Origin of the sequence: Treponema porcinum, from assembly GCF_900167145.1 — a bacterium.
In the GTDB taxonomy this organism is placed as follows: domain Bacteria; phylum Spirochaetota; class Spirochaetia; order Treponematales; family Treponemataceae; genus Treponema_D; species Treponema_D porcinum.
Genome location: NZ_FUWG01000013.1, coordinates 49133 through 70302, shown reverse-complemented (window position 1 = coordinate 70302; position 21170 = coordinate 49133). Strand labels below are relative to the sequence as shown.

The 21170-nt window shown below is 43.8% G+C and carries 21 protein-coding genes; 14 read left to right on the top strand and 7 right to left on the bottom strand.

The window, feature by feature from the left end; translation table 11 throughout:
- The first annotated feature begins 13 nt into the window (after positions 1–13).
- The gene (locus B5D55_RS08945; protein ID WP_078933669.1) at positions 14–469 is read left to right on the top strand and encodes a Holliday junction resolvase-like protein; all 456 of its coding nucleotides are present in this window, start codon (positions 14–16) and stop codon (positions 467–469) included.
- Between the two features lie 93 nt (positions 470–562).
- Here the strand turns inward: B5D55_RS08945 and B5D55_RS08940 are convergent, their stop codons facing one another.
- Positions 563–2422: a RecQ family ATP-dependent DNA helicase gene (locus tag B5D55_RS08940; protein WP_078933668.1), complete on the bottom strand. Its 1860-nt coding sequence runs from the start codon at positions 2420–2422 to the stop codon at positions 563–565.
- A gap of 80 nt (positions 2423–2502) precedes the next feature.
- Positions 2503–2811 carry a helix-turn-helix domain-containing protein gene (locus B5D55_RS08935; RefSeq protein WP_078933667.1) on the bottom strand — a complete coding sequence of 103 codons (309 nt, stop codon included), beginning with the start codon at positions 2809–2811 and terminating at the stop codon, positions 2503–2505.
- A 183-nt stretch (positions 2812–2994) separates the two neighbouring features.
- Here B5D55_RS08935 and B5D55_RS08930 point away from each other — a divergent pair, with 183 nt between their 5' ends.
- From B5D55_RS08930 to B5D55_RS08910, 5 genes are all read left to right on the top strand, one after another.
- Positions 2995–3246 carry a hypothetical protein gene (locus B5D55_RS08930; RefSeq protein ID WP_078933666.1) on the top strand — a complete coding sequence of 84 codons (252 nt, stop codon included), beginning with the start codon at positions 2995–2997 and terminating at the stop codon, positions 3244–3246.
- Positions 3247–3389: 143 nt separating this feature from the next.
- Positions 3390–4037 carry an imidazole glycerol phosphate synthase subunit HisH gene (gene hisH, locus B5D55_RS08925; protein ID WP_078933665.1) on the top strand — a complete coding sequence of 216 codons (648 nt, stop codon included), beginning with the start codon at positions 3390–3392 and terminating at the stop codon, positions 4035–4037.
- 4 nt (positions 4038–4041) lie between these two features.
- The gene (hisF, locus tag B5D55_RS08920; RefSeq protein WP_078933664.1) at positions 4042–4806 is read left to right on the top strand and encodes an imidazole glycerol phosphate synthase subunit HisF; all 765 of its coding nucleotides are present in this window, start codon (positions 4042–4044) and stop codon (positions 4804–4806) included.
- Position 4807: 1 nt separating this feature from the next.
- Positions 4808–5743 carry a DUF2156 domain-containing protein gene (locus B5D55_RS08915; RefSeq protein ID WP_078933663.1) on the top strand — a complete coding sequence of 312 codons (936 nt, stop codon included), beginning with the start codon at positions 4808–4810 and terminating at the stop codon, positions 5741–5743.
- Entirely contained in the window at positions 5740–6504 is a 765-nt protein-coding gene (locus tag B5D55_RS08910) for an acyl-[acyl-carrier-protein] thioesterase (protein ID WP_078933662.1), read from the top strand. The genes B5D55_RS08915 and B5D55_RS08910 overlap by 4 nt, the downstream gene beginning before the upstream one ends.
- Before the next feature lie 49 nt (positions 6505–6553).
- Here the strand turns inward: B5D55_RS08910 and queD are convergent, their stop codons facing one another.
- Together queD and B5D55_RS08900 are read right to left on the bottom strand one after the other, a co-directional pair.
- A complete protein-coding gene (gene queD / locus B5D55_RS08905) occupies positions 6554–6967 on the bottom strand; it encodes a 6-carboxytetrahydropterin synthase QueD (RefSeq protein ID WP_078933661.1) in 414 nt (137 codons plus the stop codon).
- Positions 6968–7065: 98 nt separating this feature from the next.
- On the bottom strand, positions 7066–7512 hold the full coding sequence (locus B5D55_RS08900; protein WP_078933660.1) for an Hsp20/alpha crystallin family protein: 447 nt from the start codon (positions 7510–7512) through the stop codon (positions 7066–7068).
- A gap of 351 nt (positions 7513–7863) precedes the next feature.
- On the opposite strand from B5D55_RS08900, the gene B5D55_RS08890 reads away from it, so the two are divergent.
- A complete protein-coding gene (locus B5D55_RS08890) occupies positions 7864–8736 on the top strand; it encodes a DMT family transporter (RefSeq protein ID WP_078933658.1) in 873 nt (290 codons plus the stop codon).
- A 50-nt stretch (positions 8737–8786) separates the two neighbouring features.
- Here the strand turns inward: B5D55_RS08890 and B5D55_RS08885 are convergent, their stop codons facing one another.
- Positions 8787–10295, bottom strand: a complete 1509-nt coding sequence (locus tag B5D55_RS08885; RefSeq protein WP_078933657.1) for a DUF3943 domain-containing protein — start codon at positions 10293–10295, stop codon at positions 8787–8789.
- Between the two features lie 121 nt (positions 10296–10416).
- Between B5D55_RS08885 and B5D55_RS08880 the strand changes: the two genes are divergently transcribed.
- From B5D55_RS08880 to B5D55_RS08865, 4 genes are read left to right on the top strand one after another with little or no spacing between them, the layout of a single operon-like run.
- The gene (locus tag B5D55_RS08880) at positions 10417–12204 is read left to right on the top strand and encodes a Mur ligase family protein (protein ID WP_078933656.1); all 1788 of its coding nucleotides are present in this window, start codon (positions 10417–10419) and stop codon (positions 12202–12204) included.
- 19 nt (positions 12205–12223) lie between these two features.
- The gene (locus B5D55_RS08875) at positions 12224–13351 is read left to right on the top strand and encodes a D-alanine--D-alanine ligase family protein (RefSeq protein WP_078933706.1); all 1128 of its coding nucleotides are present in this window, start codon (positions 12224–12226) and stop codon (positions 13349–13351) included.
- A 27-nt stretch (positions 13352–13378) separates the two neighbouring features.
- Complete coding sequence (gene murD / locus B5D55_RS08870; RefSeq protein WP_078933655.1) at positions 13379–14899, top strand: UDP-N-acetylmuramoyl-L-alanine--D-glutamate ligase; 1521 nt, start codon at positions 13379–13381, stop codon at positions 14897–14899.
- 11 nt (positions 14900–14910) lie between these two features.
- Positions 14911–15825, top strand: a complete 915-nt coding sequence (locus tag B5D55_RS08865; RefSeq protein ID WP_078933654.1) for a M15 family metallopeptidase — start codon at positions 14911–14913, stop codon at positions 15823–15825.
- Between the two features lie 146 nt (positions 15826–15971).
- On the opposite strand, the gene B5D55_RS08860 is transcribed toward B5D55_RS08865, so the two are convergent.
- Together B5D55_RS08860 and purA are read right to left on the bottom strand one after the other, a co-directional pair.
- Positions 15972–17303, bottom strand: coding sequence for a hypothetical protein (locus B5D55_RS08860; RefSeq protein WP_078933653.1), 1332 nt, complete (start codon positions 17301–17303; stop codon positions 15972–15974).
- Between the two features lie 82 nt (positions 17304–17385).
- Positions 17386–18612: an adenylosuccinate synthase gene (gene purA / locus B5D55_RS08855; protein WP_078933652.1), complete on the bottom strand. Its 1227-nt coding sequence runs from the start codon at positions 18610–18612 to the stop codon at positions 17386–17388.
- A 244-nt stretch (positions 18613–18856) separates the two neighbouring features.
- Here purA and B5D55_RS08850 point away from each other — a divergent pair, with 244 nt between their 5' ends.
- From B5D55_RS08850 to B5D55_RS08840, 3 genes are all read left to right on the top strand, one after another.
- Positions 18857–19612, top strand: coding sequence for a transporter substrate-binding domain-containing protein (locus B5D55_RS08850; protein WP_078933651.1), 756 nt, complete (start codon positions 18857–18859; stop codon positions 19610–19612).
- A 109-nt stretch (positions 19613–19721) separates the two neighbouring features.
- Positions 19722–20393, top strand: a complete 672-nt coding sequence (locus B5D55_RS08845) for an amino acid ABC transporter permease (RefSeq protein WP_078933650.1) — start codon at positions 19722–19724, stop codon at positions 20391–20393.
- A 9-nt stretch (positions 20394–20402) separates the two neighbouring features.
- Complete coding sequence (locus B5D55_RS08840; protein ID WP_078933649.1) at positions 20403–21140, top strand: amino acid ABC transporter ATP-binding protein; 738 nt, start codon at positions 20403–20405, stop codon at positions 21138–21140.
- Positions 21141–21170: the final 30 nt, after the last annotated feature.

Sequence of the window (21170 nt, the reverse complement as noted above, 5' to 3'; positions counted from 1 at the left end):
GTTATTTTTATGTATGCTCTCAATATTTGACAGAATATGTGCTTTTTTTTCTTCGGCTATAGCTTTTCTGCCGGATGCCGCGCTTATCGTCCTTATTCCTGCTGTCCTTGCGCTTGTATTTTTTGCAGGCAGACTGACAGGAATGCTTGCGGAACGAAATGCCTTGCACAAACAGCTAAAGGAAGGCAGAAAAGATGCGGTAAAACGTTCGCGTGCAGTCATCGGCGGACAGATGGCAGAGCAGATTGCACCGTTTCTTCCTGATTTTCCGTGCAATCCGGCAGACGTGCGTTTTATAGGAAAACCGGTTGACTTCATCGCCTTTCCGGGAATGGCAGAAGGCAAATGCATAGAAGAAATCGTACTGGTTGAAGTAAAAACAGGCACATCGCAGCTTTCTGAACGGGAAAAAGAAATAAAATCCGCTGCAGAAAAAGGAAACGTCCGCTATGTTGAATACAGAATATAAAGGCGGAAGAAAAACTGTCCGATACTGAAAATATGAATATGCAGCAACTTTTTCCTGTCCTTAAGCAGGTATTTACAAATCCATATATCATCATCACTGCCGTAGTCGTTTTTTTGTATATGGATTTTTGCATTTATGTAGCAAATTACGTAAAAAAACCGAAGAAGTCAAAAAAGAAACGGTCTTCTCCGGCACCAGTTGCAGCCGCCGCTCCAAAAAGCGCAGAAAACACAGAAGATGAAGAAGGCGACGGCGAAACGACTTAATAAAAGGAAAACAAGGCGCTGTCTTTCTTACGGTTTTTATCCGTCCGCGCCACGGAAATTTCAAAATCTGTATTTTATTTTCAAAAAGCAGACCTTCCAGCGCCTGTTCAAAATCAGAATGAGTCCATATATTTATTCCGGTAAACGCGCGGACATACGCATTAAGTTCACGCAGGCAGATTTCCTCAAGCGATTTTTTTGTATAATAGCACCCGGCATTTTTTATGCGCCTGTATATATAGCCTGAAAAATCCATAAGTTCGTCAGCAGGAATGCGGAAATACAGCGGAGAATTTTCAAAACGTCTCTGTCGGAAATGTCCTGCAAACGGAGGAATAGATTTTTGAAAAGCAGAATTCCAGGCGCTTTTCTTCCAGTTCAAACGGGCTTTCTGCCGCTTTTCCTCATCGCAAACGTCACAGCCGGAGCAGACGGCTTTTTCTGCGCCCAATGCGTCAAGCAAAGTCTGACGGCGGCATAACGGAGAAAGCGCAAAATTTCTCATAACTGCATTCCGCGAGTCGTCCTTAAATGCCTTGAATTTCCGCGTATCTTCATAATTCCACAGAAGAATTGCATTTGCAGTTTCACCGTCTCTTCCGCCGCGTCCTGCCTCCTGAATATACGCTTCCGCCGTTAAAGGCGCATCAAGATGAATTACTGTGCGGATATTTTTCTTGTCCACGCCCATTCCGTATGCACACGTAGCGCACAGTACGGCGTCTTCCGCATTAAAGAACCAGTTTTCAATCTTCGACTTTTCCTCTTTTTCAAGACCGGCGTGATAGAAGCGCGCAAAATCATCTCCGAATGCAGTACAAATCTCGCGGGCCATACTTTCCGCCCGACTTCGCGTTCCGCAGAAAATAATCATCGGGCGGCGTTCAGTTCTGGAAAGAAGAAGCGCCGCATTTTTCTTGGACGCAGTTTTTTTTACATAATAATGAATGTTCGCCCTGTCGCTGTCGCTCCTCACAATATGCGCATTTCCGCCGAAAAGTACGTCGGATATACGGCGCAGAACTTCCGGAGAAGCAGTAGCCGTAAACGCAGTTACTACAGGCGCTCCTATTTTTTCAATTATTTTTCCAAGTTCAAGATACGCCGGACGGAACGAATCGCCCCACTCGGAAACACAGTGCGCCTCATCAATTGCAACGTGAGAAATGGAGAATCCACAGAGCCTCTCTAAAAGCCAGAAATCCAGCAGGACTTCGGGATTTGCAATAATGATTTTTGCACCGCGTTTAAGTTTTTCGAAAGCGTCGTTTCTTTCGTCTTCACTCTGACCGCCACGGAAAACGGCGCACTCTACTCCTCCGGCAGAAAGACGGCGCTCCTGATCACTCATCAGCGCAAGAAGCGGATATATTACAAGCGTTACTCCTCCAAGCAAAAGCGCCGGAATCTGAAAACATGCAGATTTTCCGGCACCTGTCGGTAAAAGTACAATCTGCCTTCCGTTACAGAAAACGTCATCGCACAATTCCGGCGCACCGTCATTTTTCTGCGCGCCGTCCTGTCTGCAGGCAGACTGATACGAGTCAATTATATTTGCAATTACAAGACGCTGCCACGGATACAGATACTGAATGCCGAACCGTTCGCGCGCCGCAAGAACAGCCGAATCATCACAGAAAAAATCATCTGCATCAACAGTACCGGGAAATTCAATATTTTCTTCCATACTCTTATAAATCGAATTTTTTGCAAGAAAAATGGAAGTAAACAGAAGAAAATTTGCAAAGAAAAAGCAAATATTTAAAACTATTTAATCACTGCGGATATTTTTAAGAAATTAATTTTGTTTGAATCAGATAGATTTCTGAAATTGGATATTAACATTTTTTCTGCAGGATCTGATGAACCGGGGGACTGTTTGCCATCTACAAGATATCCAACTGACACTCCAAGAACTTTTGCAATTTTTACAGCCGTTTCTACGTTGGGAAGAACACCTCTGGAATCAATATATGAAAGAAAAGTACTGTAACTGAGTCCAACCTTTGCGGCTATTTCTTTTTCCTGTAAACCTTTAAACTCAATTTCTTCTCTTAATCTATCCCTGAATTCCATAACTTTAGAATATCAAAATATTGATGTTAAAAATTTGATAAAAACAATATTTTGATTTACTATCCATTTATAACATCAACATTTTATTGTTAGGTATATAATTTATTGAGGTTTACTACCGTTGAAAATAAAAAAATTCGCTTTAAGGGTATACCCTTAATTTCTATTATATGGGAGCTAAATATGAGCATCAGAAACTTCTTTGGTTTTATCGGATTATGGTTTAAAAGGATTTTAAACATCTTTTCTATGGGAATGTGCGTATTTTTTTCTATAGCATTTTTTTCAGATTCTTATGAAAAAACAGTACCGCTTGTCCTTCTGATAATTCTTTTTATCCTTCTTTCACTGTTTAATGCGTTTTACTATTTCATACGTTCTGAACACTTACGCATTATTTCGACAGACTGCTTTTCGGCAAAAAACGCACGCTAAGCGAACAGTACATAGAAGACTGCAGGAAAATAGAATTGTTCAGTTAGCATCTTGCATTCTTAATTACAGGTATACAATATTTTTCAGATAAAAAAATTCCAGCTCTACTTGATATTGCACCGTTCTTTCAATACTATTTAAATATGACAGGAATTGTTGATTATAATGCCGGAAACATTACGAGCGTTGAGAGGGCACTAAAAGTGCTGAAAGCACCGTTCATTCTTTCAAAAAATCCAAAGGATCTGGAAAAGGCAGACCGGATTATTTTTCCGGGCGTGGGTGATGCTGCCTATGCGATGAAGCAACTCAAGCTCACTGGGTTCGCTTCTTTCCTTAAGGACTGGGCTGCAAGCGGGAAAAAACTTGCAGGAATCTGCCTTGGCTCGCAGATTATCTTTGACCGTTCCGATGAAGGCGACACCGAATGTCTGGGACTTCTTCCCGGTTCAATCGTGCATTTCAGCACTTTGTTTGACGAAATCGGTATGAACAGGGACGGCGCAATAAAAATTCCGCATATAGGCTGGAACGACCTGACGTATGATAACGGCGGAAGCGCGCTTCTTGAAGGAGTACCGGAACATTCTGACTTTTATTTTGTACATTCCTATGTCATCTGTCCTAAAGACTACTCAATCGTAAAGGCGACGGCAGACTACGGCATTAAAGTACCTGCCTGCGTTGAAAAAGACAATATAAGCGCATTTCAGTTTCACCCGGAAAAATCGGGCAGTCACGGTATGCAGATTCTTAAGAATTTCTGCAAGGATGATTTAATTAAAGGATAAGAAAATGCTAAAAAAAAGAATTATCGTATGCCTTGACGTAAAAGACGGAAGAACGACGAAAGGCGTAAAATTTCTGAACAATATAGACATCGGTGACCCGGTTGAGATGGCGGCGGAATATTACCGTCAGGGCGTTGACGAACTTGTATTCTATGACATTATGGCAAGTGCCCGCGGACGAGGACCTATTCTTGACTTGATTGCGAACGTTGCAAGTCAGGTGTTCATTCCGTTCTGCGTTGGCGGCGGAATTACGACAATTGACGACATCCGTTCTACCATTCTTGCCGGTGCAGAAAAAGTAAGCTTGAACTCACAGGCGGTGAAAAATCCTGAACTTATCCGCGAAGGAGCGCGCATTTTCGGAAACCAGTGCATTGTCCTTGGAATGGACGCCGCCCGGGATGTCTCAAAGCCAAGCGGATACAGCGTTTTCATTAACGGAGGACGCGTTGATACCGGACTTGACGCACGCGAATGGGCGCAGAAGGCAGTTGCGCTAGGAGCCGGAGAAATCGTACTCAATTCAATAGATGCCGACGGCACAAAAGAAGGATATGAAATTCCGCTTACACGTATGATTGCAGAATCTGTACCTGTTCCAGTAATTGCATCCGGCGGCGGCGGAACGCCTGAACATCTTGCTTCTGTTCTTACGGACGGAAAAGCCGACGCGGCACTCATCGCAAGTATGGTTCACTCCGGCGCATATACAATCGGAACAATAAAGAACGAATTAAAAACACTGGGAGTTCCTGTAAGGTCGTAAAATGATACAATGGAAAACTCCTGCTTCCGGCGATTTTCTGCTTCTTAAAGAAGCAGCAGAATGTTCACGTTCGCTTGGAAATGACTGCTGCGCCGTAAACCTTATCTTCTACAGTGTAAAATACGGAACGCAGATTGCCGTACAAAACGGATTTCTTCTCAGACGGTTCAGGAAGCAGGACGGAACAGAGGTATACTGTTTTCCAATTCCGGCAGATTCTCATACGGCGGCGGCACTTGAAGAAGGAAACACGGAGCAGCTTCTTTCCGTATGCAGAGAACTTTTTTCCGATGCAGAAAAAAATTCCGTTCCTTTCCACTTTGCCCTTCTAACAGACAGCCAGAAAGAAACTGCGGAACGTCTATTCCCTAGACTTTTCGAATTTACGGAAACGCGGGAGTCCGAAGATTATATCTACCTTACAGAAAACCTTGCAAATCTTCCGGGAAAGAAATTCCACAAGAAAAAAAATCATATAAATCAATTCAGCAAAAAATATGAGTCCTGTCGTTTTGAACCTGTTTCAGACAGGAACAAGAACGACGCTTTATATATAGAAGAACAATGGTTTTCACAGAACGGCGGCGAAGGAGATTCCGGAAAAGAATTCGAGCGGATTATCATAAAAAACATTCTGAACAATTATGACGAACTTGAACTGTCCGGCGGAATTCTTTATGCGGACGAAACGCCCTGCGCCTTCTGCATTGCGGCAGAAATAACTAAAGACGTTATCGACATTCTGTTTGAAAAAGCAATTATGCCGTTTGCAAAGGACGGCGCTTATGCCGTAATAAACAGAGAATTTGCAAAAACGGCAGAAAAATACACCTACATAAACCGCGAAGAAGATTTAGGAATTGAAGGACTGCGAAAAGCAAAGCTTTCCTATTATCCTGACATTATTCTTCAAAAATGGAACGGAGAAAAAAAATGACTGTATTCAGACAATATCACGACGGCGAAGAGGCTGCACTGAAATTCCACAGCGAAAGCCAGATTTATTTCTGTCAGTGCGATGCGCAGCACAACCTTAGTTTTTTTGAACTTCTGCGCATTCTTTCTGACGCGGCGGTAGAAGACTACAACCAGCGCGGAATGTCCTGGCAGATGCTCAGGGATAACGGCTATGCAATTCTTGTAAGCCGACAGTCTTTCAGGTTTCATAAAATTCCGCAGGCAAATCAAAAAATTACAATTCACACTTGGGAAGAAAAAAGCCAGCCGCTTCAGTTTGTGCGCGCGTATGAAATTGCAGACTCACAGACAGGAGAAAAACTTGTATCCGGGCTTTCAAACTGGCTTTTAGCAGACGTCAATACGCACCGCATTCTCCGCCTGAAAGAATTTACGCTTCGTCCGGAACCGCAACTTCAGGAGGAACACGACTGCATTGAACCTGGAAAAATCGTCATTCCTGAAAATCCGGCACTTCTTACGGAACGCCCGGTGTGGTATTCGGACATAGACGGAAACGGTCACGTAAACAACGCGCGTTACGGCGCATACGTTGCAGACTGCCTGCCGCCAGAATACCAGCAGAAAACGTACAGGGATTTCAGAATAAACTATTCAAAGGAAGCAGTCGCAGGTCAGCTTATTCAGCTGTACGGAAATTTTGACGAACAGAACAAGAGAATCATAATCGCAGGAAAACAGAAGGAAAACACCTGTTTTGAGGCGGAACTTTACTGGTAGCAAAAAAAGCACCGTCCTGCAAAAATGCGCAGGCGGTGAAAAAGTGATTTTATTCCGGAAGGTCGTCCGGCATATAGCGCGCCCGGGAAGTATCTGTTTCAAAAACATCTACAGCCTGAAGCCATACAGATGTTTTTCCTTCGCCTTTGCGCAAATCTTCGCCGGAAAGCAGTTCGCGCTCAATAATTGCATCAAAAATATATTTTGCAATCCGTTCCGCACTCGGGTTCTGCTTAAAAACAGGCATATCGTTCAGGTTTGTATGGTCAAGTTCTGCACATACGCCGCGAAGAACGCTTTTTAATTTTGTAAAATCAAGAAGCATTCCGCCTTCATCAAGCCTGTTTCCGCGCACGTGCGCATACACCTTGTAATTATGACCGTGCAGGTTTTCGCACTTGCCGTTGTAATCTTTTAGAAAATGGGCTGCCGCAAAGTCAGCCGTAACACGAACTTCATACATACTTTATCCTGCCCCAATTATAGCAGATTTTTAAATAAAAAAAAATCCGCGCCGCGGACTTAAAAAAGCCTGTGGCGCGGATTTTTCAGAATGCCGCATTATGCACATTCGATTGCTATGCGCTTTGGTGAAGCGACAGCCTTTCTTGGCATTGCAATAGACAGGATTCCGTTTTTGAAAGAAGCCTTTACGGATTCAGAATCAACGTCCTCCGGAAGGGTAAAGCTCCGGCTGAAAGCAGACATACGGCGTTCACGGATAAGGTATTTCATCTTTGAAGCCTCGCCTTCCTTCTCCGCTTTCTTGTCTTTCTTATCGCCGGCATCTTTCAATTCTTCTTTTTTAGAAGAAATTGTAAGCGTATTTCTGTCTATCTCGATATTTACGTCACTCTCAGTCCTTCCAGGAAGTTCCATATTAAGAGTGTACGCATCGCTGGTTTCCGTTACGTCAACTTTCGGAACTGGAGCTGTACGATAGCCGAGTCCGAAAACATCGTCCATTGAATTGTTGAAAAGTGAATCAAAAAGTGAAAGTTCGTTCATATTTATGCCTCCTAAAGCATTTGTTTTTATTTGCATTTTTCAAGGATTTTCAAAATCCTTACACCTATAATTATGCAAGTACCGTGCCAACTTTATAAAAAAAATATTTTTAATAAAAAAAACGCAGAAAATCAGCTGAAAACAGGCAAAAACGTCAAATTTTCCCTCTTTTTCACGAAAAAATCCGCGCCTCTTTTCTTCCCGTGCCCAGATTTTCACCACCGGGTAAATTTTCCCTGTAAAACTGAGTCTTTTTTACACAGATATAAATTAAAATCTGTGATACATTAGGGAAAAGTTACCTTAACAAACTTAAATTCCAGAGATTTCTGCGGATACAAGAGGCGTAGTATGGAAAATAAGAATTTATACAAAGGAATATTCTGCATTATATTCAGCGCGTTCTGCTTTGCACTGATGGGAATGCTCGTTCACCTTGCCGGAGACATTTTTTTTGTACAGAAAGCTTTTTTCAGAAATCTCGTTTCTTTTTTTGCAGCAATGATAATGCTCGTAAAAGAGCGGAAATCAGTAACAATTCCTAAAGATTCGTTCAAATTCCTTTTGATACGCGCCGCCGCCGGTTCAATAGGAATTTTCGGAAATTTCTATGCGCTTGACCACATTCCGATTGCTGACGCAGGCATTCTGAACAAAATGTCGCCGTTTTTTGCAGTGCTGTTCAGCCTGATTTTCCTTCACGAAACGATAAAGCCGGTGCCGTTTATGTGCATTTTAGGCGCGTTTGCAGGAGCAGTATTCGTAATAAAACCGTCCGCAAACATAATGAACTCGTTTCCGGCAATTTTTGCGTTCGTCGGCGGAATGGGCGCCGGTCTTGCGTATGCGTGCGTAAGAAAACTTGGCTCTATGAAAATGACCGGCTCGGTAATAATCGCGTTTTTCTCCGCGTTCTCCTGCCTTCTGAGCGTTCCGTATCTTGTTACGAGCTTTACTCCGATGACCTGGCAGCAGTGGCTCATTCTTACAGGTGCAGGAATAGCCGCAACAGGAGGACAGTTTGGAATTACCTATGCTTATTACTATGCTCCGGCGCGCGATATTTCAATCTACGACTACACGCAAATTCTTTTCAGTGCGCTGCTCGGCTACCTTGCATTCAGGCAGATTCCGGACGCATACAGCCTTATCGGGTACGCAGTCATCATTCTGATGGCAGTAATAGTTTTTTTATACAACAAAAAGCACGGAACAACTGTATAGCAAAAATCTGAAAGAAGAGAAAAAATTAAAGGAACTGAAAAGAGATTTCCTCATTTCATCAGTCTTTTTCCGTAAAGGCTTACCGCAGTAACAGTCTGAAAAACGTTCTCGCTTTCGTAATAACAGCCGTACTTGGTGTAAAGATTTCCGTCAATTCCAAGCGAAAAATTCTTAGTGATAATATGGTCATAGGAAAGGTCGCCGTTAAAAATAAGGGCAAAACCGTCTGAACCGTAAGCAGGAACGGCAGTTTCAAAACTGAAAAGTCCGCAGAACATCGCTTTTGCACCGAATGTTCCGAATGATTTTTGTCCTGCAGTCAGTTCACAGCGTGTATAAAAACCAGTACCGTAATCATACAAACGGCGTTCAACACCATCATCAGGCAGTTTTATGTTTCCGCTGTAAAGATTGTAGTAGTCGTTTCCGCCAAATAGAACCCAGCTCGCATTTGCATTCAAAATGACAGAAAATCCGTTATCATATTCGCTGTTCATCCGGTACAAAAGTCCAAGTCCATCAACAGAAAATGCCGTATTTTTTTTCCAGGACGCATCAAAAAGCATTGAGCATCCCAGCATATACCGTCCGTTATCAGTATAGCCTGTGCCGAAACGGTACAGAATTCCCTCTGTGCGGATAGATACGGCAAAATAATCTTTTGTTCCGCCGACAAGTACATCCATTGTAAAAAAGGAATAGGGAACGTTTTTCCGGCAGGTAAATGCGTTTCCGTACTCAAGATTAAATCCGCCGCTGAAATTAACAGGAAAGACGGTAGAATTTTCCGTTTCCGGAGAATCTGTATCTTCATTTTCAAAAACAGAACCTATCATAAGATAATTCTGAAAACTGGTAATTCCGTCGTCCTGTCCCCTGCTCTGAGTTTTCCCGGTAATAACGCCGGTCAGCGCGTCCATAGGACTTAAAATAAAGGCGAACGGAGATTTTTGTTCGTGAGCTTCAAGATAAAGCCGGTGAAGAACCTCGCCGAACGCCGCACCGCCGAATGTCGTACAAATCAAGTCATTCACTGACTGCCGCTCGTTTTCGCAGAAATATTCCCACGTTACGCTTCCGAACGAAGTACACAAAAGCGACTGCATAAACGAAAGACCGTTCGCGCGCCCCGAACAGAAATAAAAAGAACCTTGATACGGATGTCCCAGCTGGTTCACCACAAAAGTGTCCTGATCCCACACCCACTGATGCGAAAGGTTGTCATAAATAGTATCGCCGTCAACTTCCGCATATTCTGCCTGCATTACAAAATGATTGAAAGAGAAAAGCGCGGCATTGCTTGCAAGAACGCCAGCACCGGCAAAAAGCCAGTCTTTAATTCCGGGTTTCCCTGAATCCTGCTCAAAATCAGAAACAGAAGACGGCTCTCTTTCTTCAACATCAGGGAGCGCATACTCCGGCACAAAACCGTTGTCCCTGTCAAAAAGCAAAACAGGCGGAACAGACTGCGAAAAAGCCGGAAGAACCGTGCTCATCATTATAAAAACAGCCAGAGCGACAGCCAGAACAGAACTGACATTTTTTCTATAAAAATACATACATCAAATATACTGATTATTCACTGTTGTTTCAAACTGCAGGCAAAGACGGCGCACTCCGCAAAAATCAGCAAATACTTTTTGTTGTAAATAATCTTTATAAACGCTAAAATAAACTATCATGAAAAAATTACTTTCACAAATTCTTCCTGCGTTCGGGCACGAACTTGTTGCCTGCGACACAAAAACGCCGGTAGAAAAAAACGACGTTTATTCCATTCCTGTATCAAATCTTGTTTTTGATTCCAGGGACGTTACGGAAGGAAGTATGTTTTTTGCACTTCCCGGAACTCATATACACGGAAATACATTCATTCCGCAGGCACTTGAAAAAGGTGCAAATGCAATAGTCTTTGAAGGCGAAATTCCGACCGACATTCAGAAAGAATGTGCGCAGCTGATTGCAAAACGGCATATCAAAAGCGCGCTAGGAATGCAGGCGGAAGGAGAAACGGCGGACGGCGCGGAAAAATACTGCGTTCCAGCTTTTATAAAAGTTCCTGATGCGCGTTATGCAATGTCGCCTGCAAGCGATGCATTCTATGATTCTCCGTCAAAACGGCTTGTCGTCATAGGCGTAACAGGAACGGAAGGAAAAAGCTCCACCGTTTCGTTCATCTGGCAGCTTCTCCGCCTGTGCGGAAAAAAAGCCGGCTTCATCTCCACAGTTGAATATTCGTTCGGCGGCGAGGCAATTCCTAATCCTCAGCACCAGACAACGCCGGAAGCACCGATAATCCAGCACCATCTGAACAAAATGCTTGAAAACGGATGTCAGTATGCCGTCGTTGAGTCTTCAAGCCACGGACTTTCCTCAAAAACAAACAGACTGGGAAACGTCCTTTTCGACTGCGGCGTTTTTATGAACGTTACGCTTGAACACCTTGAATTCCACAGAACGTTCGAACAGTACAGAAGCGACAAGGCAAATCTTTTCCGCGCACTGGACAGACACGATCACATAAAGTGCATCGGCGGAGAAAACGTACGCATTCCGTCTATAGGAATAGTAAATCTTGAAGATCCGTCAGCCGCATATTTTATGCAGGCAACAAAACAGAATGTCTACGGCTTTACGACTCTTGGAAAAGCAGGAAAAGCCGCGGCTGAAACTGGAGCAGACGCCGTTCCACTCCCCAAAATTCCAGACAATACGCGCTATATGACAGCAACAAACATTGCTTCCGCGCGCTACGGAATTGATTTTTCAATTGATGCAGACGGTGATTCGGCGGCTTTTCCACCTTCCTATGACCCAGTCGTTCCGCGCACGCATCATCACCTGAACATACAGGCAAAACTTCCGGGCGCATTCAACGCGTACAACATTATGGCGGCAATTACCGCAGTATCAAGCGTTACTTCCCTTCCTTTTGAAAAAGTAGCAGCGTTCGTTCCAGAACTTACACCGATAAAAGGACGGATGACAGTAATTGATGCCGGTCAGCCGTTCGAACTGATTGTTGACTATGCGCATACGCCAAGTTCTTTTGAAACTATTTTCCCGCCGCTGAAAAAACGCTGTGCCGGAAGAATGACTGCCGTATTCGGAAGCGGCGGCGAACGCGACATAAAAAAACGTCCTCTTCAGGGTGAAATTGCAGGAAAATTCTGCGACACAGTAATTCTTGCGGACGAAGATCCGCGCGGTGAAGATCCGGCTGAACTTCTTTCGCAGATTGCAAAAGGCGCGGAAAAAGCAGGCAAAACGCTAAACGAAAATCTTTTTATCATTCCGGACAGAAAGCAGGCAATCCGCCGTGCATTTAAAACGGCGCAAAAAGGCGATATTGTCCTTCTGCTTGGAAAATCTCATGAAAACAGCATTATCTACAAAGATTTTGTAATGCCATACGATGAAATAAAAGAGGCGGAAAAAGCACTTTCCGAACTTGGATATAAAAAATAAAATTTTAACAGAGGTATTTATGAACATTGCAATAATATACGGCGGACGTTCAGGCGAACACGAAATTTCACTTATTTCTGCGGCCGCAATCGCACGCGCCGTCGGAAAAAATCATTCCGTCACCCTCATCGGGATTACAAAAAAAGGCGAATGGTATCTTCAGGACAGCGAAGAATACGAGCGTATCTGCAAGGAGCAGGACTCGCCGCTTACAATAACCGAAAAACCGGAGAATGCAATATCAGTCATTCCAGCAGGAAAGAAAAATGCATTCCGCACCGCAGATAAAACCCTTTCGATTGACGTAGTATTCCCTGCCCTTCACGGTACTTACGGCGAAGACGGTACTATTCAGGGACTTCTTGATATGGCAGACATCGCATACGTCGGCTGTTCAACAATGTCAAGTTCCCTTACTATGGACAAAGAAAAGACAAAGCTTGTAGCAGAAGCGTCCGGCATCAAAGTCGTTCCATATATCTGCATGAAACGCTGTGACCTTAACGACAGCCAGCGCTATGACGAAATGTTCCAGCGCGCAATCGACACGCTGGGATTTCCGCTTTTTATAAAACCGTGCTGCGCAGGCTCTTCAAACGGAGGCTCAAAGGCGCAGACTCCAAAAGAATTTTCATTTGCGCTTATGGAAGCATTCAGCTGGGACGACAAAGTTCTTATTGAAAAAGCAATAAACGCAAAGGAAGTTGAATGCAGCGTAACTGGAAATTCCGTAACTGCGGCTACCGGAAGCGAAACTGATTCTGTGAAAGCATACATTCCGGGTGAAATTCTCCCGACTCATACGTTCTATGATTTTGACGCAAAATACAACGATCCTGACGGCGCAAAACTTAAAATTCCGGCAGACATTTCCGCCGATATGATAGAAACAGTCCGCTCAACTGCGGTTAAAATCTACAAGGCAATGGACGGTTCGGGTCTTAGCCGCGTCGATTTTTTTATAGACAGGGACACGAACGAACTTTACTTTAATGAAATAAACACAATGCCTGGCTTTACACCAATCAGTATGTTCCCAAAAATGTGTGGCGAAGCAGGACTTGATTTTCCGCAGCTGACTAACCTTCTGATTGACGAAGCAGTTTCGCGCCATTCGGAAAAATCAAAGCTCCAGACAAGCAGATAACGATTTGCGCTGAAAGCGGAGGAAACAATGCATATATATTCGCAGGGCTGTACATTCAGCACAATTGAAGACATCGCCGGAAAACACGTTACTGTTATGGGGCTTGGGCTGAACGGCGGCGGAGAAGCGTGCGTGCGCTTTTTTCTGAAGCACGGCGCATTTGTAACCGTAACCGATATGAAGACGGAAGAACAGCTGAAGCCTACAATTGAATCGCTGAACGCAGACAATACGCTTGATTTGTCGCACCTTAAATATATCCTAGGTAAACACCGAGAAGAAGATTTTATAAATGCCGACTGCGTTATAAAAAATCCAGGCGTAAAAATCGAAGGAAACAAGTATCTTTCCCTTGCACGTGCCGTTGAAAGCGACATCAGCATTTTTCTTCATTTTACAAAATCACCTGTAATTGCAGTTACCGGAAGCAAGGGAAAATCAAGTACGGTAAGCGCAATAAACTACGGTCTGAACAAAGCCGGGTATACATCGTTTCTAGGCGGAAACATCACCGTAAGTCCGCTGACATTCCTTGACAAAACAACAGAAGATACGCCCGTTGTCCTTGAACTTTCAAGCTGGCAGCTTGCGGATTTACGAGGAAGAAAAGAGCTCCGTCCATACATTTCGCTTATCACGAAAATTGTTCCCGACCACCAGAACTGGTACGGCACCATGGAAGACTATGTTGCAGACAAACGGCTGATATACAAAGATCAGGACAAAGGCTGCTACACAATCGTTGATATGGATGCAGACGAACCGGGAACAGGTCCTTCATCAGGCGGAAGCTGGGGTAATCTTTTTGCAAAAGAAACAAAAGGTACTGTCCTCAGGTACACAAGGAAAAACTCTCTCGACGGAAATTACGGCGTATTTCAGGAAAAAAACGATGACGGTTCGTTCTGCGGAAAAGTTTTTCTTCCGGGAATGGACGAACCGGAGATAATTCTGCGAAACCTTAGCGTTCCAGGAGAGCATATGCGCGTAAACGTACTTAATGCTGCGCTTGTTTTATTCCTGATGCACGTTCCGTCCGGCGACATTGCAGAAATTCTCGGAAGCTGGCAGGGAATTGACCACCGGCTGCAGTTCTTCCATACATACAGAAATTTCAAATTCTACAATGATTCCTGCGCAACAGTTCCGGAAGCGGCAGGCGCGGCAAGTCAGGCATTCGGAAAACCGGTAATTCTGATTACAGGCGGAACTGACAAAGGACTTTCGTTTGAGCCGCTTATAGAAACGCTTTCTGCAAAAAACGGCATAATTCCCGTAAAAAAACTTTATCTGCTTGCAGGAACAGGAACGGACAAGCTTACGAAAGGACTTTCTGAACGCGGCATTCCGTATGAAAAGCCGTACGAAAATCTTTCTGCACTTCTTTCTGCGTTAAAAACAGACATCGACAGCGGTTCTGAAAAAGAAAGCGCCGGCACGGAAGAAATTATCGTATTCTCGCCGGGAGCTACGAGTTTCGGAATGTTCAGGAACGAATTTGACCGCGGAAATACATTTATGGCGGAAGTAAAAAAAACATTCATCTGACAGGAAATTAAATGAGAACAAAACTTAAACACATCTGCGCCGTACTTTTTATTCTTATTATTCCAGAAAGATTTTCTTCGCCGGAAATAACGCTGCCGTTTTCAAAATGGTGGGAACCGCAGGGGCTTTCCGTATTCAGAAAAGCATATCCTGACGTAGAATTCATTTCATTGTTCGACAAGGACGCAAACGACTGGTGCATCCACGTCATTACGGAAGAATCGGGCGAAAAAAAAACGGACACTGCGCTTTACTGGTGCGAAAGCCGTTTTCTGCCTAAAGAAAAACTTGCAGAAAAAGAAACCTACCGCCCGATGCTCTACACCTACCCGAAAAACGTTCCAGATCCCCGGAATTTTACGGAAGAGCAGATTGCGCATATAGCGGAATTTACGTCCAGGGAGAACAGGCAGAAAAGTGCTGTAGATCCTCCGTTTTTATTCAATGCAATATACGATGTTTCAGACCGCGCGCATACGGAAAGCCACATAAAAAAAGTGCCTTTTCTGGACGGAAGAACGGTAAATGTCCACGAAAAAATTGAAGCGCCGCTTACGCGCGTTTCCGAACGTATTATGGCACTTCCTAAAACAGCAGAACTGGAACATTTTTTTTCAACACTTTCACGAACAGACGGATTTAACTGGCGTTCCGTCCGAGATACGCAGTCGCGCTCGTTTCACAGCATAGGTCTTGCGATAGATATTCTTCCGCGCGGATATTACCAGAAAATCATTTACTGGGGCTGGCAAAAACAGCTTCACCCTGAAACCTGGTGGAACACGCCGCTTGAGTCACGGTGGACGCCTCCGCAGGAAATCATAGACATTTTTGAAGATGAAGGATTTATCTGGGGCGGAAAGTGGATTGTCTGGGATAATATGCATTTTGAATATCACCCGGAACTGCTTTTATACAATAAATAGCACTACCCCCCCCCCAAAAAAAAAAAAAAAACTCTCCCTCACACATTTATTGAATGTGCTTCTTATATAAAAAAACGGCGCAGCCTGCATTTCTGCACGCTGCGCCGTTTTCTTTTCAGGCAGAAAAAATCTTCCGCCAGATTATTCTACCGCTTTTTTGCAACAGTAAGTTTTCCTGTGTACATTTTATATGTCCAGAAGAAACCTGTCGTCCAGCAGTCACGGGTCTTTCCGTCGAATGATTTTCTTGATTCAATATCAATGTATGCAGAAAGCGAATTATTTTTGTTCAGGCAGAACGTAAATTCAGGGCGGATGTCAAAAATATGACCGCCGTTCCAGTCTTCCGTTGCATCATAATCATCCCAGTCTTTGTCTTTTGAACCGACTGCAAACGAAGTCCATGCCTGAAGAATCATCTTTTCATTTATGTCGAATTTAAAAAGTCCGCCGGCATACCATGCTGGAGTCCAGCTGGAATTCTCAAACCAGTTCAAGCCAGCTTCAGGGCGTATTGTAATTCCAACTTTAGGGAATGCAAATGTAATGCCTGCACCTGTACCGAACGCCATATCATCGTCATAATCGCTTGCAATATTGTCACAGGCAAAATATGCATCAAGAATAAACGATTTTGCACCTACAGTCACGCCGGCATAGAAATCGCCTCTTTTCTGAAGAAGTCCCTCATACGCAGTTGCAATAGAAAGCCAGTCAACAGGGCGAAGTTCAACGCCAAGATTCATAACAGGACTGTCCGTGTCAGCGCCGTCAGGAATTGCCGCACCAATCTGAAGACCGAAATCTCCCTGATAGTTATAGCGTGCACCGATTGCTTTTTTTGCATAAGTGTTTGCGTAGTGAACAAATCCTACGACGTCCGCAGAACCAGGAGCATCCGGCGTAAAATGCTTGTAAGCCTCTCCCGGCTTGTCGTTATATGCCGTACTGAATCCGCCCTGACGGATATGCGCATCGCTTCCCCATACCCACGAACCGTAAGTAGGAGCAGGACCTACGCGCCAGTTGAGTTTTGTTCCCATTCCAAAGTCAAAATTATTGACCGGATGCCACAGGAAATTTACATAGTAGGAATCCTGCTCTGTCTGTGATTTTATGGCATTGGAATAATTTTTATAATTTAGAGTGTTTTTATACTCACCATCATTATCTTTATCATTATAATGACGGTTCAGAGCATTTGTTGATGTATTTTCAAATTTCAATCTGTCAAAATCGTCATCAACATCCCAATAAGAAAGCGCGCCCCAGTTCAGCATTCCTTCAACGGTGAACTTGCCTACGTCAACACGAGCCTGAAGCGTATCAACAAAACCAAAATACTTTGCATCTCCAGAGAACGGAGAACCAAGTCCTGTCCACAGCGTATTTTCAACACCGGAAGCAGGCATAACCTGTGCCGAAGCACCAAAAGCAGCCAATGCCGCAACAGCAGCACCAATCAGTAATTTTTTCATAGCATACCTCACTATAATAAAACAAGCTGCTTTCAGGCACATTTTTTCTGAAAAAGCAGCTTGTTCAAGTTTTCACCCTCTTTTATTTTTTCCAGATTTTTTCGCGGTTAAACGTCTGGTTTCTGTCAGGACCAACAGAAACGATTCCGACTTTTGTACCGGTGTAATCCTCTATAAAATCAACATACGCCTTTGCATTCTTAGGAAGCTGGCTGTATTTTGAAAGATTTTTTATAGACTGTTTCCAGCCGGCAAATTTCTGAAGAACAGGTTTTGCCTTGTTCAAAGCAGGAATGCTTGTCGGAAAATCAGTAACAAGTTCGCCGTCGATATCGTAGGCAACGCAGGCTTCAATTTCTTCCATATCATCGTACACGTCAAGGTGAGTAAGGACAAGAGAATCAATTGAATTTACGTGGCATGCATAGCGGAGCGCAACCAAATCCAGATAACCGCAGCGCCGTGCGCGACCTGTAGTTACACCGAACTCATTGCCGGTCTTGCGCACGTAATCGCAAAGTTCGCCCTCAGAATCAGCATTGAATTCCGTAGGCATAGGACCGTTTCCAACACGCGTTTCATACGCCTTAAAAACGCCGTATATTTTATCAAGATTTCTAGGACCGATTCCAGAGCCGCTTGAAGCCCCGTAACTTCCTGATGCACCGGAAGAAACATAAGGATACGTACCGGAGTCAATGTCGAGCATAGCACCCTGAGCACCTTCAAACAATATATTTTCGTTTCTTATTTCCCACATTTTTGCAGCAATATCTATCCGCATTGAAAGAAGCCTTTCCATATATGGTGCAAGAAAATCTTTATCCGCCTGGTCAACGTCATTCATTTTTTCTTCCCAGTCAAGATCTGCAAGACGGATTCCGTCGCGCTCTGACTTCTGGGAATATGTAGTTCCGATTCCCCTGCCAGTCGTTCCAATAGGGCGCTTTCGTGCAGCATCGCGTTTTTTATCCATTTCTCGGTAGCCAGGAAGAACAATGTGAGCACGGTCAGAAATAAATACACGCCCTTCCCAGTCAATTCCGTTGTCTGAAAGCATTTTCAGTTCGGCAAACAAAGCCTCCGGGTCAATAACCATTCCCGAGCCGAGAAAAACAGTTTTTCCTGGGTACAGAATTCCGGACGGAACCTGATGCAGTGCATATTTCTTGCCGTCAACGACAATCGTGTGACCTGCATTAGCACCGCCTGCAAAACGGCAGACATATTTTGCGTCCTGCGCAAGGTAATCAACAATCTTACCTTTTCCTTCATCACCCCACTGGGCACCCATTACAACAACATTCATTGTACGCCTCTTTTCTGCAGAATCATCGCAGAATAAAGATATTGATTTAGTAAAAAGCGCCGCAGAATCATCGCGAACTAGTGCTTTTTACTTCAGAATAGTAGCACAAACGCTAAATACATTCAATTACAGAAAAAACGGTTGGCAATGCAGAAAAAACGTTGAAAAGAAAGATATGAATGTTGCGCTACAGCTAATTCTTCTATAAAATAACATAAAATTCTTATAAAGCGAGGAATATTCTATGAAAAAGATTATGTTAACGCTGGCTTCCGCCCTTATGCTGTTCTCCCTTGTTTCCTGCAAAGGAAAAAAAGCAGACGGAAAAGTATGGGTTGTAGCAACGGACACTGTATTCAGACCGTTTGAGTACACAAACGAAAAAAATGAATTCGTCGGAATCGACGTTGATATTCTTGCTGCAGTCGCAGAAAATCAGGGCTTCAAATATGACCTTCAGTCACTCGGCTGGGATGCAGGTGTTGCCGCTGTTCAGGTAGGACAGGCAGACGCACTCATTGCAGGAGCTACAATCAAGCAGTCACGCATTGAATCAGGATGGATTTTCAGTGACGGCTACTACAACGCAACACAGACTTTTGTCGTTGCAAAAGACAGCACGATTTCTTCTTATGAAGATTTGCGCGGAAAAACAGTTGCCGTAAAGAACGGAACTGCCGGCATGGATTTTGCAAACAGCCTTAAAGACAAGTACGGATTTAAAGTAATTGTCTTTGAAGATTCTCCTACAATGTATCAGGACGTAATTCTTGGAAACAGCGCTGCCTGCTGTGAGGACACTCCGATTATGGCAGACAACATCAAGACAGGCGGACTCGCACTTAAAATCCCGGAGGGAATGGAAAGCGAAGGCGCACCTTACGGTTTTGCAATTATGAATCCTGCAAATCAGGAACTTCTGGATATGTTCAATGCCGGACTTAAAAACATCCGCGAAAACGGAACTTACCAGAAAATTCTTGACAAATACTTGAAATAAGCTGCTGCTTTTACAAACCGAAGCGGTCTGTCCTGAAAATGACGTCCGCTCCGGTTTTTCCACATATACAAAAGCAGTACAACATCTCTGCAAAAAAGGAGTTCTCCGGATGATTTCTATTTTACAGACATATTCAATAATGCTTCTCAGATCACTGGGCTATACTCTTATACTCACTGTTCTGGCACTTGTTTTTGCAATGATAATCGGACTGATTTTTGCGCTTTGTAACGTAAGCAGAATAAAAGTCCTGAATATTCTGGGTACAATATATGTAGATGCCATCCGCGGAGTTCCTTTAATCGTTCTTGCGTTTTTTATTTATTTTGGCATTCCGCAGGCATTCCGCCTTCTTGGAATAAACAATTTCCGCCTTCCCGCGCTTCAGGCAGGAACAATTGCGCTTTCTATGAACTGCGGCGCATATATGGCAGAAATTTTCCGCGCAGGAATACAGAGCATAGATAAAGGTCAGATGGAAGCAAGCAGAAGCCTCGGCCTTTCCTACTCCACTACAATGAAATGCGTAATCCTACCGCAGGCATTCCGCGTAATGGTTCCATCAATCATAAACCAGTTCATCATCACGCTGAAGGACACGTCAATTCTGTCCGTCATCGGCTACCCGGAACTTACGAATATGGGAAAAACAATTTCCGGCAATACTTTCAAAAGCCTTCAGACGTGGGCAATCATCGGAATTTTATATATGATAGTAATCATAACGCTCAGTAAAATCGCAAAAAGAATAGAGCAGAAAATAAAGATTGAGGATAAATAAGGACAGACTATGGCTGACAACGTAAAAATAAAGGTAAGGAACTTACAGAAAGACTTTGGAAAACTGAGAATCCTGAAGGACATAAATATAGACATTCACGAAGGCGAAGTCGTCGTCGTAATAGGTCCGTCAGGAAGCGGAAAATCAACTTTTCTCCGATGCCTGAACCGTCTTGAAATTGCAACAGGCGGTGAAATCATCATAAACGGAAATGACATTAGCGACAAACACATCAATATAAATCAGGTACGCGAAAACATCGGAATGGTGTTCCAGCACTTTAACCTGTTCCCGAATATGACAGTCCTGCAGAACATTATGCTTGCGCCGGTAAAATTAAAAAAAATGACGAAAGAGCAGGCAAAAGAAGCAGGAATGAAACTCCTTACGCGCGTAGGACTTGAAGAAAAGGCAGACGTTTATCCGCAGCAGCTTTCCGGCGGTCAGAAACAGCGCGTAGCAATTGCAAGGGCGCTTGCAATGAATCCTTCGATTATGCTGTTTGACGAACCGACAAGCGCGCTTGACCCGGAAATGGTAGGCGAAGTCCTTAATGTAATGCAGGAACTTGCCAAGGGCGGAATGACAATGGTCGTAGTTACGCACGAAATGGGATTTGCACGCGAAGTTGCAGACAGAATTGTTTTTATGGACGGCGGATATATTATTGAAGAAGGAACGCCTGACGAAGTCCTTAAACACCCGAAGCAGGAACGGACTATCACTTTCTTGAACAAAGTTCTGTAGCAAAATCGAAGCGTCCGGCACAGGGCGCAC

Bases quoted from the DNA above. Each gene is read 5' to 3' on its own strand.
- B5D55_RS08945 (WP_078933669.1), top strand. From the start codon at position 14: ATGCTCTCAATATTTGACAGAATATGTGCTTTTTTTTCTTCGGCTATA.
- B5D55_RS08940 (WP_078933668.1), bottom strand. From the start codon at position 2,422: ATGGAAGAAAATATTGAATTTCCCGGTACTGTTGATGCAGATGATTTT.
- B5D55_RS08935 (WP_078933667.1), bottom strand. From the start codon at position 2,811: ATGGAATTCAGGGATAGATTAAGAGAAGAAATTGAGTTTAAAGGTTTA.
- B5D55_RS08930 (WP_078933666.1), top strand. From the start codon at position 2,995: ATGAGCATCAGAAACTTCTTTGGTTTTATCGGATTATGGTTTAAAAGG.
- hisH (WP_078933665.1), top strand. From the start codon at position 3,390: ATGACAGGAATTGTTGATTATAATGCCGGAAACATTACGAGCGTTGAG.
- hisF (WP_078933664.1), top strand. From the start codon at position 4,042: ATGCTAAAAAAAAGAATTATCGTATGCCTTGACGTAAAAGACGGAAGA.
- B5D55_RS08915 (WP_078933663.1), top strand. From the start codon at position 4,808: ATGATACAATGGAAAACTCCTGCTTCCGGCGATTTTCTGCTTCTTAAA.
- B5D55_RS08910 (WP_078933662.1), top strand. From the start codon at position 5,740: ATGACTGTATTCAGACAATATCACGACGGCGAAGAGGCTGCACTGAAA.
- queD (WP_078933661.1), bottom strand. From the start codon at position 6,967: ATGTATGAAGTTCGTGTTACGGCTGACTTTGCGGCAGCCCATTTTCTA.
- B5D55_RS08900 (WP_078933660.1), bottom strand. From the start codon at position 7,512: ATGAACGAACTTTCACTTTTTGATTCACTTTTCAACAATTCAATGGAC.
- B5D55_RS08890 (WP_078933658.1), top strand. From the start codon at position 7,864: ATGGAAAATAAGAATTTATACAAAGGAATATTCTGCATTATATTCAGC.
- B5D55_RS08885 (WP_078933657.1), bottom strand. From the start codon at position 10,295: ATGTATTTTTATAGAAAAAATGTCAGTTCTGTTCTGGCTGTCGCTCTG.
- B5D55_RS08880 (WP_078933656.1), top strand. From the start codon at position 10,417: ATGAAAAAATTACTTTCACAAATTCTTCCTGCGTTCGGGCACGAACTT.
- B5D55_RS08875 (WP_078933706.1), top strand. From the start codon at position 12,224: ATGAACATTGCAATAATATACGGCGGACGTTCAGGCGAACACGAAATT.
- murD (WP_078933655.1), top strand. From the start codon at position 13,379: ATGCATATATATTCGCAGGGCTGTACATTCAGCACAATTGAAGACATC.
- B5D55_RS08865 (WP_078933654.1), top strand. From the start codon at position 14,911: ATGAGAACAAAACTTAAACACATCTGCGCCGTACTTTTTATTCTTATT.
- B5D55_RS08860 (WP_078933653.1), bottom strand. From the start codon at position 17,303: ATGAAAAAATTACTGATTGGTGCTGCTGTTGCGGCATTGGCTGCTTTT.
- purA (WP_078933652.1), bottom strand. From the start codon at position 18,612: ATGAATGTTGTTGTAATGGGTGCCCAGTGGGGTGATGAAGGAAAAGGT.
- B5D55_RS08850 (WP_078933651.1), top strand. From the start codon at position 18,857: ATGAAAAAGATTATGTTAACGCTGGCTTCCGCCCTTATGCTGTTCTCC.
- B5D55_RS08845 (WP_078933650.1), top strand. From the start codon at position 19,722: ATGATTTCTATTTTACAGACATATTCAATAATGCTTCTCAGATCACTG.
- B5D55_RS08840 (WP_078933649.1), top strand. From the start codon at position 20,403: ATGGCTGACAACGTAAAAATAAAGGTAAGGAACTTACAGAAAGACTTT.